14 protein-coding genes are annotated in these 14,156 nt (G+C 64.5%); 9 read left to right on the forward strand and 5 right to left on the reverse strand.

Annotated features, from left to right (window positions below; all coding sequences use genetic code 11):
- Positions 1-92 precede the first annotated feature (92 nt).
- The 3 genes from frc to ACVIGA_RS35765 all read right to left on the reverse strand — a co-directional run bounded on the left by frc (position 93) and on the right by ACVIGA_RS35765 (position 3,950).
- A complete protein-coding gene (gene frc, locus ACVIGA_RS35755; protein ID WP_223968423.1) occupies positions 93-1,370 on the reverse strand; it encodes a formyl-CoA transferase in 1,278 nt (425 codons plus the stop codon).
- Between the two features lie 64 nt (positions 1,371-1,434).
- Positions 1,435-3,165: an oxalyl-CoA decarboxylase gene (gene oxc / locus ACVIGA_RS35760; RefSeq protein WP_456669700.1), complete on the reverse strand. Its 1,731-nt coding sequence runs from the start codon at positions 3,163-3,165 to the stop codon at positions 1,435-1,437.
- A gap of 89 nt (positions 3,166-3,254) precedes the next feature.
- Positions 3,255-3,950: a GntR family transcriptional regulator gene (locus ACVIGA_RS35765; RefSeq protein ID WP_051346457.1), complete on the reverse strand. Its 696-nt coding sequence runs from the start codon at positions 3,948-3,950 to the stop codon at positions 3,255-3,257.
- A gap of 217 nt (positions 3,951-4,167) precedes the next feature.
- On the opposite strand from ACVIGA_RS35765, the gene ACVIGA_RS35770 reads away from it, so the two are divergent.
- From ACVIGA_RS35770 to ACVIGA_RS35795, 6 genes are all read left to right on the forward strand, one after another.
- Entirely contained in the window at positions 4,168-6,297 is a 2,130-nt protein-coding gene (locus ACVIGA_RS35770; protein WP_456669701.1) for an acetate--CoA ligase family protein, read from the forward strand.
- A 270-nt stretch (positions 6,298-6,567) separates the two neighbouring features.
- A complete protein-coding gene (locus ACVIGA_RS35775) occupies positions 6,568-7,365 on the forward strand; it encodes a sterol desaturase family protein (protein WP_456669702.1) in 798 nt (265 codons plus the stop codon).
- Complete coding sequence (locus tag ACVIGA_RS35780) at positions 7,352-7,726, forward strand: hypothetical protein (RefSeq protein WP_456669703.1); 375 nt, start codon at positions 7,352-7,354, stop codon at positions 7,724-7,726. Before ACVIGA_RS35775 ends, ACVIGA_RS35780 begins: the two co-directional genes overlap by 14 nt.
- 12 nt (positions 7,727-7,738) lie before the next feature.
- The gene (locus ACVIGA_RS35785) at positions 7,739-7,936 is read left to right on the forward strand and encodes a hypothetical protein (protein WP_024579640.1); all 198 of its coding nucleotides are present in this window, start codon (positions 7,739-7,741) and stop codon (positions 7,934-7,936) included.
- 28 nt (positions 7,937-7,964) lie between these two features.
- Positions 7,965-8,273, forward strand: a complete 309-nt coding sequence (locus ACVIGA_RS35790) for a DUF6166 domain-containing protein (protein WP_456669704.1) — start codon at positions 7,965-7,967, stop codon at positions 8,271-8,273.
- Between the two features lie 32 nt (positions 8,274-8,305).
- On the forward strand, positions 8,306-9,415 hold the full coding sequence (locus tag ACVIGA_RS35795) for a Zn-dependent alcohol dehydrogenase (RefSeq protein ID WP_456669705.1): 1,110 nt from the start codon (positions 8,306-8,308) through the stop codon (positions 9,413-9,415).
- Positions 9,416-9,419: 4 nt separating this feature from the next.
- Here ACVIGA_RS35795 and ACVIGA_RS35800 read toward each other — a convergent pair whose 3' ends face one another.
- Complete coding sequence (locus ACVIGA_RS35800; protein ID WP_456669706.1) at positions 9,420-10,178, reverse strand: GntR family transcriptional regulator; 759 nt, start codon at positions 10,176-10,178, stop codon at positions 9,420-9,422.
- Between the two features lie 116 nt (positions 10,179-10,294).
- The gene (locus tag ACVIGA_RS35805; protein ID WP_456669707.1) at positions 10,295-11,707 is read right to left on the reverse strand and encodes an MFS transporter; all 1,413 of its coding nucleotides are present in this window, start codon (positions 11,705-11,707) and stop codon (positions 10,295-10,297) included.
- Positions 11,708-12,072: 365 nt separating this feature from the next.
- On the opposite strand from ACVIGA_RS35805, the gene ACVIGA_RS35810 reads away from it, so the two are divergent.
- From ACVIGA_RS35810 to ACVIGA_RS35820, 3 genes are all read left to right on the forward strand, one after another.
- Positions 12,073-12,480, forward strand: a complete 408-nt coding sequence (locus ACVIGA_RS35810) for a hypothetical protein (RefSeq protein WP_456669708.1) — start codon at positions 12,073-12,075, stop codon at positions 12,478-12,480.
- Between the two features lie 148 nt (positions 12,481-12,628).
- Positions 12,629-13,423, forward strand: a complete 795-nt coding sequence (locus ACVIGA_RS35815; RefSeq protein ID WP_375780048.1) for an NYN domain-containing protein — start codon at positions 12,629-12,631, stop codon at positions 13,421-13,423.
- Between the two features lie 217 nt (positions 13,424-13,640).
- A complete protein-coding gene (locus ACVIGA_RS35820; protein WP_456669709.1) occupies positions 13,641-14,030 on the forward strand; it encodes a DUF1236 domain-containing protein in 390 nt (129 codons plus the stop codon).
- Positions 14,031-14,156: the final 126 nt, after the last annotated feature.

The following is a 14,156-nucleotide window of genomic DNA, read 5'->3' on the forward strand; positions in this document are numbered from 1 at the left end:
ATCCGCTATTGATCGCGGAGCGCAGACGGCGGGCTCAAACAAAAATGGCCGCAGTTTCCTGCGGCCATTCGTGTCTTGATTGAGCGCAGCCGTTACTCGGCGGCCTGCTTGCGCGGCGGGTCGAGTGCGCCGGAGTCGTGGATCTCGGCGACCTGGTGATCGCTGAAGCCCAGCACCTCGCGCAGGATCTCGTCGGTGTGCTCGCCGAGCAGCGGCGAGCGGGCGACCTCGCTCGGCGAATCCGACAGCTTGATCGGGTTGCCGACCGAGATGTACTTGCCGCGGGTCGGGTGATCGACCTCGACCACGGTGCCGGTCGCGCGCAGCGACTGGTCCTCGGCGATCTCCTTCATCGACAGGATCGGGCCGCAGGGGATGTCGTCCTTGTTGAGGATCTCCATCGCCTCGAACTTGGTCTTGGTCATCGTCCACTGCTCGATGCGGGCGAAGATCTCGTTGAGGCGCGGCAGGCGGGCCGGCGGCTTGGCGTAGTTCGGATCGGTCTTCCAGGTCGGCTCGCCGATCACGTCGCAGATCTTCTCCCAGACCGGGGCCTGGGTGATGAAGTAGATGTAGGCGTTCGGGTCGGTCTCCCAGCCCTTGCACTTCAGGATGCGGCCGGGCTGGCCGCCGCCGGAATCGTTGCCGGCGCGCGGCACGGCGTCGCCGAACGGAATGCCTTCGCCGAACTGGCTGTATTCCTTCAGCGGGCCGTGGGCGAGGCGCTGCTGGTCGCGCATCTTGACGCGGGCGAGGTTGAGCACGCCGTCCTGCATCGCCGCGGTGACGCGCTGGCCCTTGCCGGAGTGGGTGCGCTGATACAGCGCGGTGACGATGCCGAGCGCGAGATGCAACCCGGTGCCGCTGTCGCCGATCTGCGCACCGGTGACCAGCGGCAGGCCGTCGCGGAAGCCGGTGGTCGAGGCGGCACCGCCGGTGCACTGCGCGACGTTCTCGTAGACCTTGCAATCCTCATACGGGCCGGGGCCAAAACCCTTGATCGAGGCAACGATCAGCTTGGGGTTGATGGCCTGGATCTTCTCCCAGGGGAAGCCCATGCGATCGAGCACGCCGGGGCCGAAATTCTCGACCAGCACGTCGCACTGCTTGATCAGCGCGGTCAGCACTTCCTTGCCCTTCGGATTCTTGGTGTCGAGGGTGATCGAGCGCTTGTTGTGGTTCAGCATGGTGAAATACAGGCTGTCCACGTTCGGGATGTCCTGCAGCTGGCCGCGCGTGATGTCGCCGACGCCGGGACGCTCGACCTTGATCACGTCGGCGCCGAACCAGGCCAGCAATTGCGTGCAGGTCGGGCCCGACTGGACGTGGGTGAAATCGAGAATGCGAACGCCCTTGAGCGCCTTGGTCATAATGTATGCTCCGTACTGTGGTCTACCCCTGCACCCGCAGGGAAAATGGGTTGAAGGGGATTGCTTACTTTTTCTTCAGAACGCTCTGAGGATTGAGGTTGCCGATGCGGCCGCTCTCCGAGCCCGCCGCCGGATCGATCACGGCGTTGATCAAGGTCGGCTTGCCGGAATCCAGTGCCGCATTGACCGCGCGCTTCAGCTCGTCGGGCGAGGTGGCGTTGACGCCGACGCCGCCGAAGGCTTCCATCATCTTGTCGTAGCGCGAGCCCTTGACGAACACGGTGGTGGCCGGATCGTCGCCGGCGCTGTTGACGTCGGTGCCGCGATAGATGCCGTCATTGTTGAAGATCACGATGCAGATCGGCAGCTTGTAGCGGCAGATGGTCTCGACCTCCATGCCGGAGAAGCCGAAGGCGCTGTCGCCTTCGACCGCGAGCACGGGCAGGCCGGTCTCGACCGCAGCCGCGATCGAATAGCCCATGCCGATGCCCATCACGCCCCAGGTGCCGACATCGAGCCGCTTGCGCGGCTTGTGCATGTCGACGACGCCGCGGGCGAGGTCGAGCGTGTTGGCGCCTTCGTTGACGAAGATGGTGTCGGGACGTTCCGTGATGATCGTGCGCAGTGCGCCGAGCGCACCGTGATAGTCCATCGGCGACGCATTGCTCATCAGCTTCGGCGCCATCTTGGCGACGTTGTCGTCGCGCTTCTTCGCCACGGTGGCGAGCCAGTCGCTCGGTGCGGCCGACCAGTTGGCGCCCATCGCGTCGAGGAACGCGGACACGCAGGAGCCGATATCGCCGACCACGGGAGCGACGATCTCGACGTTGGAATCCATTTCCTTCGGCTCGATGTCGACCTGGATGAACTTCTTCGGAGCTTCACCCCAGGTCTTGCCCTTGCCGTGCGACAGCAGCCAATTGAGGCGGGCGCCGATCAGCATGACGACGTCGGCTTCCTTCAGCACGGTCGAGCGTGCCGCACCCGCGCATTGCGGATGCAGATCGGGCAGCAGGCCCTTGGCCATGCTCATCGGCAGGAACGGCACGCCGCTCTTCTCGACGAAATTCTTGATCGCCTCGTCGGCCTGCGCATAGGCCGCGCCCTTGCCGAGGATGATGAGCGGACGTTTTGCGTTCTTCAGCACGTCGAGCGCGCGCTTGACCGCCGACGGGGCAGGGAGCTGCGCCGGCGCGGCATCGATCACCTTGACCAGCGACTTCTCGCCGGCCGCCGCGTCCATGACCTGGCCGAACAGCTTTGCGGGCAGATCGAGATAAACGCCGCCCGGACGGCCCGACACCGCGGCGCGGATCGCGCGCGCTAGGCCGATGCCGATATCCTGAGCGTGCAGCACGCGGAACGCCGCCTTGCACAGCGGCTTGGCGATCGCGAGCTGATCCATTTCCTCATAGTCGCCCTGCTGCAAATCGACGATCTCGCGCTCGGACGAGCCCGAGATCAGGATCATCGGGAAGCAGTTGGTGGTGGCGTGGGCAAGCGCGGTGAGGCCGTTGAGGAAGCCGGGCGCCGACACCGTGAGGCAGACGCCGGGGCGCTTGGTCAGGAAGCCGGCGATCGAGGCCGCATAGCCGGCATTCTGCTCATGGCGGAACGAGAGCACGCGAATGCCCTCCGCCTGGGCCATGCGGCCCAGGTCCGTGATCGGGATACCCGGCACACCATAGACGGTGTCGATGCCATTGAGCTTAAGCGCATCGATGACGAGGTGGAAGCCATCGGTTAGTTCCTGCTCGGTGCCCGGTGCCTCGGACTTCGTAGCGGTATTCAGCATCGGCATCGTCTCCCTGATCGTTCTTGGTTCGGACGATCTGATTGTCGTCTGAAGCGGGTGTGGACTCTCAAACTTACGTGAACGGTTCTCTACGTGAATAATTCTTGACCATGCGCCTCGACATACGCGGCAAGGCCGAGCGTGTGATCGCGTGCGCGCTTTTCGGCGAGCTCGGTGTCGCGCGCTTCCAGCGCCTCGATGATTCCGAGATGCTCGGGCAGCGAGGTCGCGGTGCGGTCCTTGCGGCCGATCGTGAGCTGGCGATAGCCGCGCACATGCAGCAGCAGGTCATTGGTGAGGTCGACCAGAACAGGCGATTCCGACAGCGAGATCAGCGCCTGGTGGAAGGCGATGTTGGCCTTGGAATATTCCTCGACGTGATCCTGCGGCAGGCGATCGTCGCTGAAGTCCTTGAAGAAGTCGCGTAGCGACGAGATGTCCTTTTTGCGCGCGGTCGTCGTGATCAGGCGCGCCGCCATGCTCTCCAGCGCCGCCCAGGCGCGGATCATGTCGACGATCTCGGCCTTGGTGCGGCGGACCACGACGATGCCGCGGCGCGGCACGGTCTTCACGAATCCGTCCTGCTCGAGCATCGCGATCGCTTCGCGGATCGGCGTGCGACTGACGCCGAGACGCTCGGACAATGCGCGCTCGTCGAGCATCACGGGCTCCGGCGTCGCGTAGATGTCCATCTTCAGGATCGCTTCTTTCAAGGCCTCATAGGCCTTGTTCTTGAAGCTCGTCTCCGGGGCGATCCGGACGATGGCAATATCTGTGTCAGCCATAGTGGGCGACGCCTTGGTCTGTTTCGGTTCTGGCACGACTCGTCTCCTCCTCTTGGAGACGTCTTCTTAGCAGAAGAAAGTACCTTAGATTTTTGGCATGCCAAATACCAGAATGTCAAGCTGCCCATATTTTTCGGCATTTTTGAGCATCGACCGACCTTGACAATTACGTTTTTGGCATACCAAATGCCACGAAATCTGTCCCAGGAGGAAGCCAATGTCAAATTCGAAGGATGCGGTCCGCAAAATTCTCGATGCGGTCAGGGCCGACAAGCGCACGAGCCTCACCGCGCCCGAAGGCAAGGTGGTCTGCGACGCCTACGGCATTCCGGTGCCGAAAGAGGGTGTCGCCAAGTCGGCCGCCGAGGCCGCGCGGATCGCCTCCGACATGGGCTTCCCGGTCGTGATGAAGATCGTCTCGCCCGACATCCTGCACAAGACCGAGGCGGGCGGCGTGATTGTCGGCGTCAAGAGCGCCGCGGACGCCGAGAAGAGCTACGAGACCATTCTGGCCAACGCCAAGAAGTACAAGGCCGATGCCAAGATCGAGGGCATCCAGGTCCAGCAGATGCTGGGCGGCGGCACCGAGGTTATCGTCGGTTCGATCACCGACGGCTCGTTCGGCAAGCTGGTCGCCTTCGGCCTCGGCGGCGTGCTGGTCGAGATCCTCAAGGACATCACCTTCCGCCTCGCGCCCGCGACCAAGGACGATGCGCTGTCGATGCTCGACGGCATCCAGGCGCATGAGATGCTGAAGGGCGTGCGCGGCGGCGAGCCGGTCAACCGCGAGGCGCTCGCCGACGTCATCGTCAAGGTATCGCAGCTGGTCAGCGATTTCCCCGAGATCGTCGAGCTGGACCTCAATCCGGTGTTCGCCACCAACAAGAACGCGATCGCCGCCGACGTCCGCATCGTCGTCGACTTCGACTACAAGCCGCGTCCGGCGCCGCGCCCGACCGAAGAGATCGTCGCCGCGATGAGCCGCATCATGCAGCCGAAGGGCGTCGCCGTGATCGGCGCCTCCGCCGAGGACGGCAAGATCGGCAACTCGGTGATGAAGAACCTCATCAACGGCGGCTACAAGGGCGAGATCTATCCGATCCACCCGAAGGCCGCCGAGATCCTCGGCTACAAGGCCTACAAGAGCGTCAAGGACGTGCCCGGCGTGATCGACACCGCGGTGTTCGCAATCCCCGCGAAATTTGTCGCCGGAGCGCTCGTCGAGTGCGGCGAGAAGAAAATCCCCGGCGCGGTGCTGATTCCCTCGGGCTTCGCCGAGGCCGGCGCGCCGGAATTGCAGGCCGAGATCGTCGAGATCGGCAATAAGTACAACATCCGCCTGATGGGGCCGAACATATACGGCTTCTACTACACGCCGGCCAACCTCTGCGCCACGTTCTGCACCGCCTATGACGTCAAGGGCCATGCGGCGCTGTCGTCGCAGTCGGGCGGCATCGGCATGGCGATCATCGGCTTCTCGCGCTCGGCCAAGATGGGCGTGTCGGCGATCGTCGGCCTCGGCAACAAGTCCGACATCGACGAGGACGATCTGCTCGCCTTTTTCGAGCAGGACCCCAACACCAATCTGATCGCGCAGCACTGCGAGGACCTGAAGGACGGCCGTGCCTTCGCGGAGGCCGCCAAGCGGGTCTCCAAGAAGAAGCCGGTGGTCGTGCTCAAGGCCGGCCGCACCTCGGCTGGTGCGAAGGCGGCGTCGTCGCACACCGGTGCACTTGCCGGCAACGACAAGATCTACGAGGACGTGTTCAAGCAGTCCGGCGTGATCCGCGCGCGTTCGCTGCGGCAACTGCTGGAATTCGCCCGCGGCGTGCCGGTGCTGCCGACACCGAAGGGCGAGAATGTCCTGATCATCACCGGCGCCGGCGGCTCCGGCGTGCTGCTATCGGACTCCGTCGTCGACAACGGCCTGTCGCTGATGCAGATGCCGCCGGATCTCGATGCGGCGTTCCGCAAGTTCATCCCGCCGTTCGGCGCGGCCGGAAATCCTGTGGATATCACCGGCGGCGAGCCGCCGATCACCTATGTCAACACGGTGAAGCTCGGTCTCTCCGATGAGCGCATCCACGCGCTGATCCTTGGCTACTGGCACACCATCGTGACGCCGCCGATGGTGTTCGCCCGGAATATGGTCGAGGTGAAGAAGGAGATGGAGGCCAAGGGCTTCGTGAAGCCGATCGTCGCCTCGCTCGCCGGCGACGTCGAAGTCGAGGAAGCCGCCGAATATCTCTACCAGAACGGCATTCCGGCCTACGCCTACTCGACCGAGCTGCCGGTCGAGGTGCTGGGCGCCAAGTACAAGTGGGCTCGCGGCGCGGGACTGCTCTGATCGTCTGATCTGTCGAAGATCAGAGGCCGCCTCGGACATCGTCCGGGGCGGCTTTTTATTTGGCTCCTGTCTGAGCCTTGCCGCCGAGGTGGGCGGGGAGGGCGATAGCAGCCCGATCGTTCGAAACCAGCCCGGGCTTTGCTGCTCCGTCCTGCGCGGGTTCCGCGCGCCGTCCCTGCTTCCCGATCGCATGCCGCCCACCAAGGCAGCTTGCCTTTCGCATCTGATGTGCTACTGATATGTCAGATAAGAATGATGGAGGACGCCGCGATGGAGTTGGCTGCAACAGGGATGACCGACCGCCAGCGCAAATATCGCGCGACCTACCGCGAGCGCGTGGTGGGCTGGTACAATGGCTGGCTGCACGTCGTGCTGATCTACACGATCGGCTTCACCGCGCTGTACGTCTATCTGGCCAATGTGCACGACGTGAAATGGTGGGAATACCTCACCATTCCGGCGGTGTTCCTGATTGCAAACTTCTTCGAATGGGCGGTGCATCGCTTCGTCATGCACCGGCCGTCGAATGTGCCGCTGCTGCGCGCGATCTACAGCCGCCACACCCTGATGCACCATCAGTTCTTCACCGAGGAGGAGATGCGCTTCGCCGATCATCACGACTGGCGCGTCACCTTCTTCCCGCCCTATGCGCTGGTGGTGTTCACCCTGATGTCGATCCCGCCGGCGATCGTCGCCGGCCTCGTGATCTCGGCCAATACCGGCTGGCTGCTGATCACCACCACCACGTCGATGTATCTGATCTACGAATTCATGCATTTCTGCTGCCACGTCGAGGAAAACGCCTTCGTGCGCAACATGCCGTTCGTCAACACCATCCGCCGGCATCATACCGCCCATCACAACCAGTCGATCATGATGGAGCGGAACATGAACCTGACCTTCCCGGTGATGGACTATGTGTTCGGCACCTCCGATCTCAACCGCGGCCTGCTGGGCCACGTCTTCAACGGCTACAGCACGCGCTACGTGAAGACCGACATGCGACGCACGGCGCGGACGCCGCGGGTCGCGGTGAAGGAGCAATCGGTGCCGCATGCCGCAGCTTGAACCCAATCTCGCCGGCCTCGCCTGGTTCGGCCTGCTGTGGAGCGTTTGCTGCATCGGCTTCCTGCAGCTCGCCGGCATGTATCCGTTGCGTGGACGCGCGGTTCTGGCGGTGACGATGACGACCGCCCTATGGGCGATGTTGCTCGCCGGCACGCTGGCATTCGCCCTGGTCGAGCTGCGCTGGACCACCGTCGTTGTGGTGGGTGGTGTGCTGTTCCTGTTCCTGCCGGGGCTGTTTCAGGCCTTGCCGGACTGGTGGCGCGACGGACGCGCGGGATTGCGGCTGTCCTGCTGCGCCATGATTGCGGCGCTGGCGCTGCTGGTCGGCGTGGCTGCACCATCGTTCCACATGTGGATCTAAGGGGAGGTCTCGATGCCGAGCCACATCAAGCTGATGCTGTCGCTGGCGTGCCTCGCCACGGCCGCCTGCGGGTACTTCTTCATGGTCTATCTCGGACAGCAGGGACCGAGCTATGCGGTCGCCTTCCTCGGCGTATTCGCCACGGTCGCGATGTGGATCTTCCCCGAGGTCGTCAAGAAGGACCTCAAGATGCGCCCACCGGGATCCTGACATGATGCTGCAGCACAGGGAGACTCCGATGGCGAGCTATGCCGGGGACCGCACCATCGACGGCATTTCCGTGCTGGTCGACGGGGAGCCGCTGTCACCGCACTACGACCAGCTTCGGCTCACCGAGCACGGTTTTGAATGGAGCTATGAGGGGCCCGAGCCGGCACAGCTGGCCTTCGCGCTGCTCTATGATCATCTGCACGACGCGGCTGCGGCGAAGGCGCTGCACCAGAGCTTCATGCGGCGCATCGTCGCCAATTTCGGCAATGAATGGGAGCTCTCCTCGGCCGATCTCGACGAGGCGGTCGCGGCGCTGCGGTCCGGACCAACGGCCTAACCCACGCGGATTTCCGGGCGAGAGAATATGAGATGACCCTGACCTGTCGCGCGGCGGTGCTGCATCAAAGCGGAACGCCGCTCTCCATCGAGCGCGTTTCGCTTGCGCCGCCCACGCCGACCGATGTCGTGGTGAAGGTGCGTGCCGCGGGGCTCTGCCACACCGATCTGGAGGTGATCGACGGATCGCTGCGCTATCCCTTGCCGATGATCCTCGGGCACGAGGCGGCCGGCGTGGTCGAGGAGGTCGGCAGCGCGGTGCGTGACGTACGCGTTGGCGATCATGTGATCCTGTCCTGGAATCCGCATTGCGGGCATTGCTTTCACTGCGACCGCGCGCAACCCATCCTGTGCGAGACCTACCTCGCCAGGGGCGCGGAAGGTGTGCATTTCGACGGCGCGTCGAAGGCGCAGCTCGCGGGCGGCGGCAGCCTGGCGCATCTGATGTTCCTCGGCGCATTCTCGGAATATGTCGTGCTGCCGGCGCAGCAGGCGATCGTCGTGCCGAAGGACATCCCGTTCGATCGCGCCTGCCTGATCGGCTGCGGCGTCATGACCGGCGTTGGCGCCGCGCTGAACGTCGCCGCCATCGGCCACGGCGATATCGTGATGGTCACTGGCTGCGGTGCGGTCGGGCTGGCGGCGGTGCAGGGCGCCCGGCTCGCCGGCGCCGGCGCTGTTATCGCGGTCGACCTCGATGATGCAAAGCTTGCGCTGGCGCGGCAACTCGGCGCCACCCACACCGTCAACGCGGCGCGCGAAGACCCGGTGCAGTTCGCCAAGGAGGCGACGCACGGACGAGGGGCCGACGTCATCCTCGAGGCGGCAGGCCATCCCCAGGCATTTCGGCAGACCGCGGAGGCGGTGCGGCCGGGCGGTCAGGTGATCTGGCTCGGCAAGATCGACGTCACGCAAGACGTGAGTTTCCGCTGGGGCGCGTTGATGGGCGAGAAGCGATTTCGCCGCTCGAGCTACGGCGGCGCGCGGCCACGGCGCGATTTTCCGTTGCTGGCGCAGGCCTATCTCGACGGCCGGCTCAAGCTCGACGAACTGATCACCGGCCGCTGCAGCCTCGACGGCATCAATGATGGTTTTGAGGTGCTGCGGCGCGGACGGTCGATCCGCACGGTCGTCGAGTTCTGAACGCTTATAGCGTCGAACGCGCAAAACTCTCGATGTAGTCGATCAGGCTGTCGGAGGCCGCGCCCGCGGCGTCGACGCGGCGCTCGGCGACGGCTTCAGCGACATCGGCATGCAGCCGCGCCGCAAGCGGCAGGTCGGCCGCTTCCTTGTAATGCTGGTACCAGAAGCGGCGCGACAGGCCGTGCATCAGGCCCATGGCGCGGGAGGCGAACTCGTTGCGCGACGCCGCCGAGATCAGCGTGTTGAACTGGTGATCCAGCCGCATGAACAGCAGATCGTCGGATTTTTCCGACGCGCGGCGCATGCCGGCGGCGATCTCGGAGAATTGCTTGCGCTGCTCGGTGGTGGCGCGCTCGGCGGCGCCGCGCGCCATCAGCCGTTCCAGCTCGCGCCGCACCTCGAGCAGACGGAGCTGGGCGCGCAGGTCGATCTCCGATACCAGCACGCCGCGGCGGGCGAGGATGTTGACGAGGCCGTCGCGCGACAGCCGCTGCAACGCCTCGCGGATCGGGGTCCGGCCGATGTCGAGCCGCTTGGCGAGCACGAGCTCGGACAGCGCGGTGCCGGGCGGCAGTTGCAGCGTCACGATCAGCTCTTCCAGCTCGGCATAGGCGCGATCGGTGAGGGTGACATCGGCTTGCGGGAGCATGGCCTGCGCGGCAGCGCGTGGCTTGCCGGCAGCAGCGGACGATGGCCGCGCCGGCCGGCGGCTTCCTGCTGCGCGGGCGCGCACCGTGCTGGATCGTTTGCTCGAATCGGCCATCGGGATCTTGCGTGCTGCTATACAGCAGATATCTCACACGCCCTGATGGCACTGACAAGGCCGCTCCGATCGGCGCTACACCGAATCCGGTTGCGTGCAGCGAACAGCGAGCATCATCAGTGCGAAATGCTCTCCAGCGTCCGGCCGCGGGTTTCCTCGCCGAGCAACAGCACCGCCAGCGCCGCCACCACGAACGCGCCGGCGCCCAGCGCGAACACGCCGCTCTGTCCCGCCGCAGGCAAGATTACGCCGATCACATAGGGGCCGATCAGCGACCCGATTCGGCCGACAGCAGAGGCAAAGCCGGTTCCGGTGGCGCGGACATGGGTCGGGTACAGTTCAGGCGTATAGGCGTAGAGCGCCGACCACATCCCGAACAGAAAGAACTGCATGCAGAGGCCGGCAAGGATGAGCTGGGTCTGGTCCGCCGCCGAACCATAGAAGTGGCAGGCGATCGCGCCGCAGAGCAGGTTCATCACCAGCGTCGCCTTGCGACCCCAGGATTCGACGAGCCAAGCCGAGACCAGGAAGCCGGGGATGCCCGCGAGCGAGATCATGATGGTGTAGAATACCGATTTGGTGATCGGGAAGCCCTTGGCCTGCAACAGCGCGCCGAGCCATGTGGTCAGACCATAGAAGCCGAGCAGGGCGAAGAACCACAAGGTCCACAACATCGTGGTCCGCTTGGCGTAGATGCCCGAAAACAGCGTCCTCAGGCCGGTCACTTCCGACGCGGGCGCGGCCGCCTGGCGAACCACCGGCGGCAGTTCCTTGCTGCCCAAACGATCGCGGACCCTGCTTTCGATGTCGCGCACGGTCGCTTCGGCGCGCTCGGAATAGCCGTGGGACGCGAGCCAGCGCGGCGATTCCGGAACGTAGCGTCGCACGATAAGCACGAACACGGCCGGGATCGCCTGCAGGATGAAGACCCAGCGCCAGTCCGCGACCTGCAGCACGAAGTAGGTCAACAGGCCCGACGCGATGAAGCCGAGCGGCCAAAATCCTTCGAGGAACGCGATGTAGCGGCCGCGGTTCTTGGCCGGCATGATCTCCGAGACCATCGACTGCGCGACCGGAAACTCCATGCCCATGCCGAAGCCGAGCAGCAGGCGGGATGCGCCGAGCGCGGTCGCCGTCGTCGAGAGGCCGCAGCACAGGCTGCCCAATCCCCAGAAGATCATGCTGACCTGGAAGACGCGGGCGCGGCCGAAACGGTCGGCCAGCAGGCCGGCGGACGCGGCGCCGACGAACATGCCAAGGAAGCTCATGCTGGACAGCAGCCCGGTTTCCGCCGTCGACAGGCCGAAGGTCTGGCGGATCGAGCCGAGCACGAAGGTCAGCGCGGCCAGGTCCATGCTGTCGAAGAACCATGCGGTCGCGATGATGCCGAAGATCCAGCGCTGATAGGAGGTCAGCGGCAGGCGTTCGAGCCGTGCCGCGATGTCGGCGACCTGCTGCGCCTGCGCGGTGCGCGCGACGGCGGCCGGAGCCCGACTTCCGGCCGATGCGGTGACGTCGGAAACGGTCATGCTGTCCTCCCCAAGTGGACGTTGCCGGGCTCTTGTCGGCCCGTTCTATAAAATGTCACACGGATAGCAGTGATATGTCAATTGGTGATCACGCGCGAATTGGCAGCGTGGGCCGGCCTGCGGCGCCCGACCGGGCCGGGGACGAATCGGCGCGGAGCGCGGGCCTGCTGTGACCTGATCGACGTTCGATGCCGCTTCGGACATCTTCCGAGGCGGCATCAAAGCCCGGTTAGCGGCATCCGAGAAATCGGGGCCTGTCCGATAATCCGGCTTTAATGGGGGGCCGACTAAAGGTCTTCCTGTTGCAGTGTACCGGATGCCGGGAGGTATCCGATAGCGGGTCCGGAGGAGGCGTTTTCCCCATCATGTCAGTTCAGGTCGATTTGGATTTTGCGAGCGACGATCGCGCAAGGGCGCAGATCGGCGCAGCGGTGAGCTATCTGCTGAGGGACGCGACCGGTGCCGCGCGTGAGCATGCGGTCGTGATGATTGTCGAGTTGGTGCGCGATGTCGCAAGCCGGCCGGCCGGTCTCGAAGCGGCGTCGCTTCAGCCGCTCATGAGCGGCGTCACCTATCGGGATTTTGTCATCGATGCCTACCGGCGCGATGTCGATCGCTGGCGCGCGACCATCCGCCGGTCGAACGGCAAGAAGATCCGGATCGCGTCTCCGCCGTCGGTGCGCGACGAGGCGACGACCACAGCGGATGCGATCACCGCCGAGAAGGCCATCGAGTTCGCCAGGCGGGCGATCGATATGGGCGAGGTGATCTGACCACACCCAAGGGTGCATTCGCCGCGAAAGTCCCGGCAATGCCACCGACCCTATGCTTGGGACGCACGATGTGCTCCGATGCGGCGGCTGCGCCGGTTCCGGAACTGTGCGCGCATCTTGATCCATCGTATCCCAGCAGAGAGACGCCATGCCTTCCGAACTCCGTTCGCCCCGTCTGGCGGTCCTGATCGACGCCGACAATGCATCTGCAAGGATCGCCGATGGGCTGTTCGAGGAGATCGCCAAGATCGGCGAGGCCAGCGTGCGCCGCATCTATGGCGACTTCTCCAATCCGAGGTCCAAGGGCTGGGCCGACATTCTGTCCAAGCACGCCATCATCCCGCAGCAGCAATTCGCCTATACGACCGGCAAGAATGCATCCGACATCACCCTGGTGATCGACGCGATGGACCTGCTGCACAGCGGCCGGTTCGATGGATTCTGCCTGGTGTCGTCGGACAGCGATTTCACCCGGCTTGCCGCCCGCATCCGCGAGCACGGCATCGACGTCTTCGGGTTCGGCGAGCAGAAGACGCCGGAGAGTTTTCGGCAGGCCTGCCGCAGGTTCGTCTATACCGAGAATTTGCGCGGCGGCGTGACGAGCAATCAGGACGCGGCGGTGCGTGCCCAGCCGTTGCAGCCGCCGGACGCCGCCACGCCCATCCTCAAGAAGGTGATCGGCCAGATGGCGAGCGAGGACGGCTGGGTGACGCTTGGCGAGGTCGGACGGCAACTGGCCAATCTGGCATCGGATTTCGATCAACGGACTTACGGCTTCCGCACCCTGAGCGAGCTGGTGCGCAGGACAAACGCGTTCGAGATCGAGCAGCCCAAGGGCGGGACGACGCGAATCCGCATCAAACCTTCAGCTGACGCCCCTGCGAAAGCACCTCCAAGACGGCGAACGCCAAGACGACGAGCCGGTCAAAAACCGCCGGAATGAACGGCGCGCAGCGCGCTCCTGCTCTGAACCATCTCTGAATCTGAACCAACGATGAATGCTGCTTCGGACATTATCCGGAGCAGCATTTTCGTTTGTGCCGGAACTGAAGCGAGTTGCTGCGGAACTGGAATTTGCGCGCAAGTTGCCGAGTTGGAACTGGAACGTCTCGTTCCCTGCGATGTTGAAGGGGCGTCTCATAGCTCGGAGGAGGAGAATGATGAACAAGCGTTTTGCTGTTTCCCTTGTTGCTGCTGTATCGCTGCTCGCGTCCGGTTCGGCGTTCGCACAGTCCACGACTGCGGCGGGTGCCGCGAACGGTGCGCGGACCGGTGGCGAGATCGCAGGCCCGGTTGGCGAGATCGTCGGCGGCACCGTTGGTGCTGCGGTCGGTGCCGGCCTCGAGATTCCGAATGCGGTGATCACCTCGATCCCGCGTGACGAACCCTCGGTCGTGGTGCGCGAACGCGTCGTGGTCGGCGAGCCGCTGCCCGACCCCGTCGTGCTGCGTCCGGTGCCGCGCTACACCGAATATCGCTACGCGATCGTCAATGACCGGCGCGTGATCGTGGAGCCGCGCACCCGCCGGATTGTCAAGATCATCGATTGATCGCGTTTATTTCCCGTCATTGCGAGGAGCGATAGCGACGAAGCAATCCATCGCGCCACATATGCTGAAGCGTGGATTGCTTCGCTTCGCTCGCAATGACAGATGTGGAGAAACATAATCCTCGCG

It is taken from the genome of Bradyrhizobium sp. USDA 3240 (assembly GCF_054063295.1).

Coding starts and splice junctions, on each gene's coding strand:
- oxc (WP_456669700.1), bottom strand. CDS start 3,165: ATGCTGAATACCGCTACGAAGTCCGAGGCACCGGGCACCGAGCAGGAA.
- ACVIGA_RS35775 (WP_456669702.1), top strand. CDS start 6,568: ATGGAGTTGGCTGCAACAGGGATGACCGACCGCCAGCGCAAATATCGC.
- ACVIGA_RS35805 (WP_456669707.1), bottom strand. CDS start 11,707: ATGACCGTTTCCGACGTCACCGCATCGGCCGGAAGTCGGGCTCCGGCC.
- frc (WP_223968423.1), bottom strand. CDS start 1,370: ATGACCAAGGCGCTCAAGGGCGTTCGCATTCTCGATTTCACCCACGTC.
- ACVIGA_RS35790 (WP_456669704.1), top strand. CDS start 7,965: ATGGCGAGCTATGCCGGGGACCGCACCATCGACGGCATTTCCGTGCTG.
- ACVIGA_RS35765 (WP_051346457.1), bottom strand. CDS start 3,950: ATGGCTGACACAGATATTGCCATCGTCCGGATCGCCCCGGAGACGAGC.
- ACVIGA_RS35795 (WP_456669705.1), top strand. CDS start 8,306: ATGACCCTGACCTGTCGCGCGGCGGTGCTGCATCAAAGCGGAACGCCG.
- ACVIGA_RS35815 (WP_375780048.1), top strand. CDS start 12,629: ATGCCTTCCGAACTCCGTTCGCCCCGTCTGGCGGTCCTGATCGACGCC.
- ACVIGA_RS35785 (WP_024579640.1), top strand. CDS start 7,739: ATGCCGAGCCACATCAAGCTGATGCTGTCGCTGGCGTGCCTCGCCACG.
- ACVIGA_RS35800 (WP_456669706.1), bottom strand. CDS start 10,178: ATGGCCGATTCGAGCAAACGATCCAGCACGGTGCGCGCCCGCGCAGCA.
- ACVIGA_RS35810 (WP_456669708.1), top strand. CDS start 12,073: ATGTCAGTTCAGGTCGATTTGGATTTTGCGAGCGACGATCGCGCAAGG.
- ACVIGA_RS35770 (WP_456669701.1), top strand. CDS start 4,168: ATGTCAAATTCGAAGGATGCGGTCCGCAAAATTCTCGATGCGGTCAGG.
- ACVIGA_RS35820 (WP_456669709.1), top strand. CDS start 13,641: ATGAACAAGCGTTTTGCTGTTTCCCTTGTTGCTGCTGTATCGCTGCTC.
- ACVIGA_RS35780 (WP_456669703.1), top strand. CDS start 7,352: ATGCCGCAGCTTGAACCCAATCTCGCCGGCCTCGCCTGGTTCGGCCTG.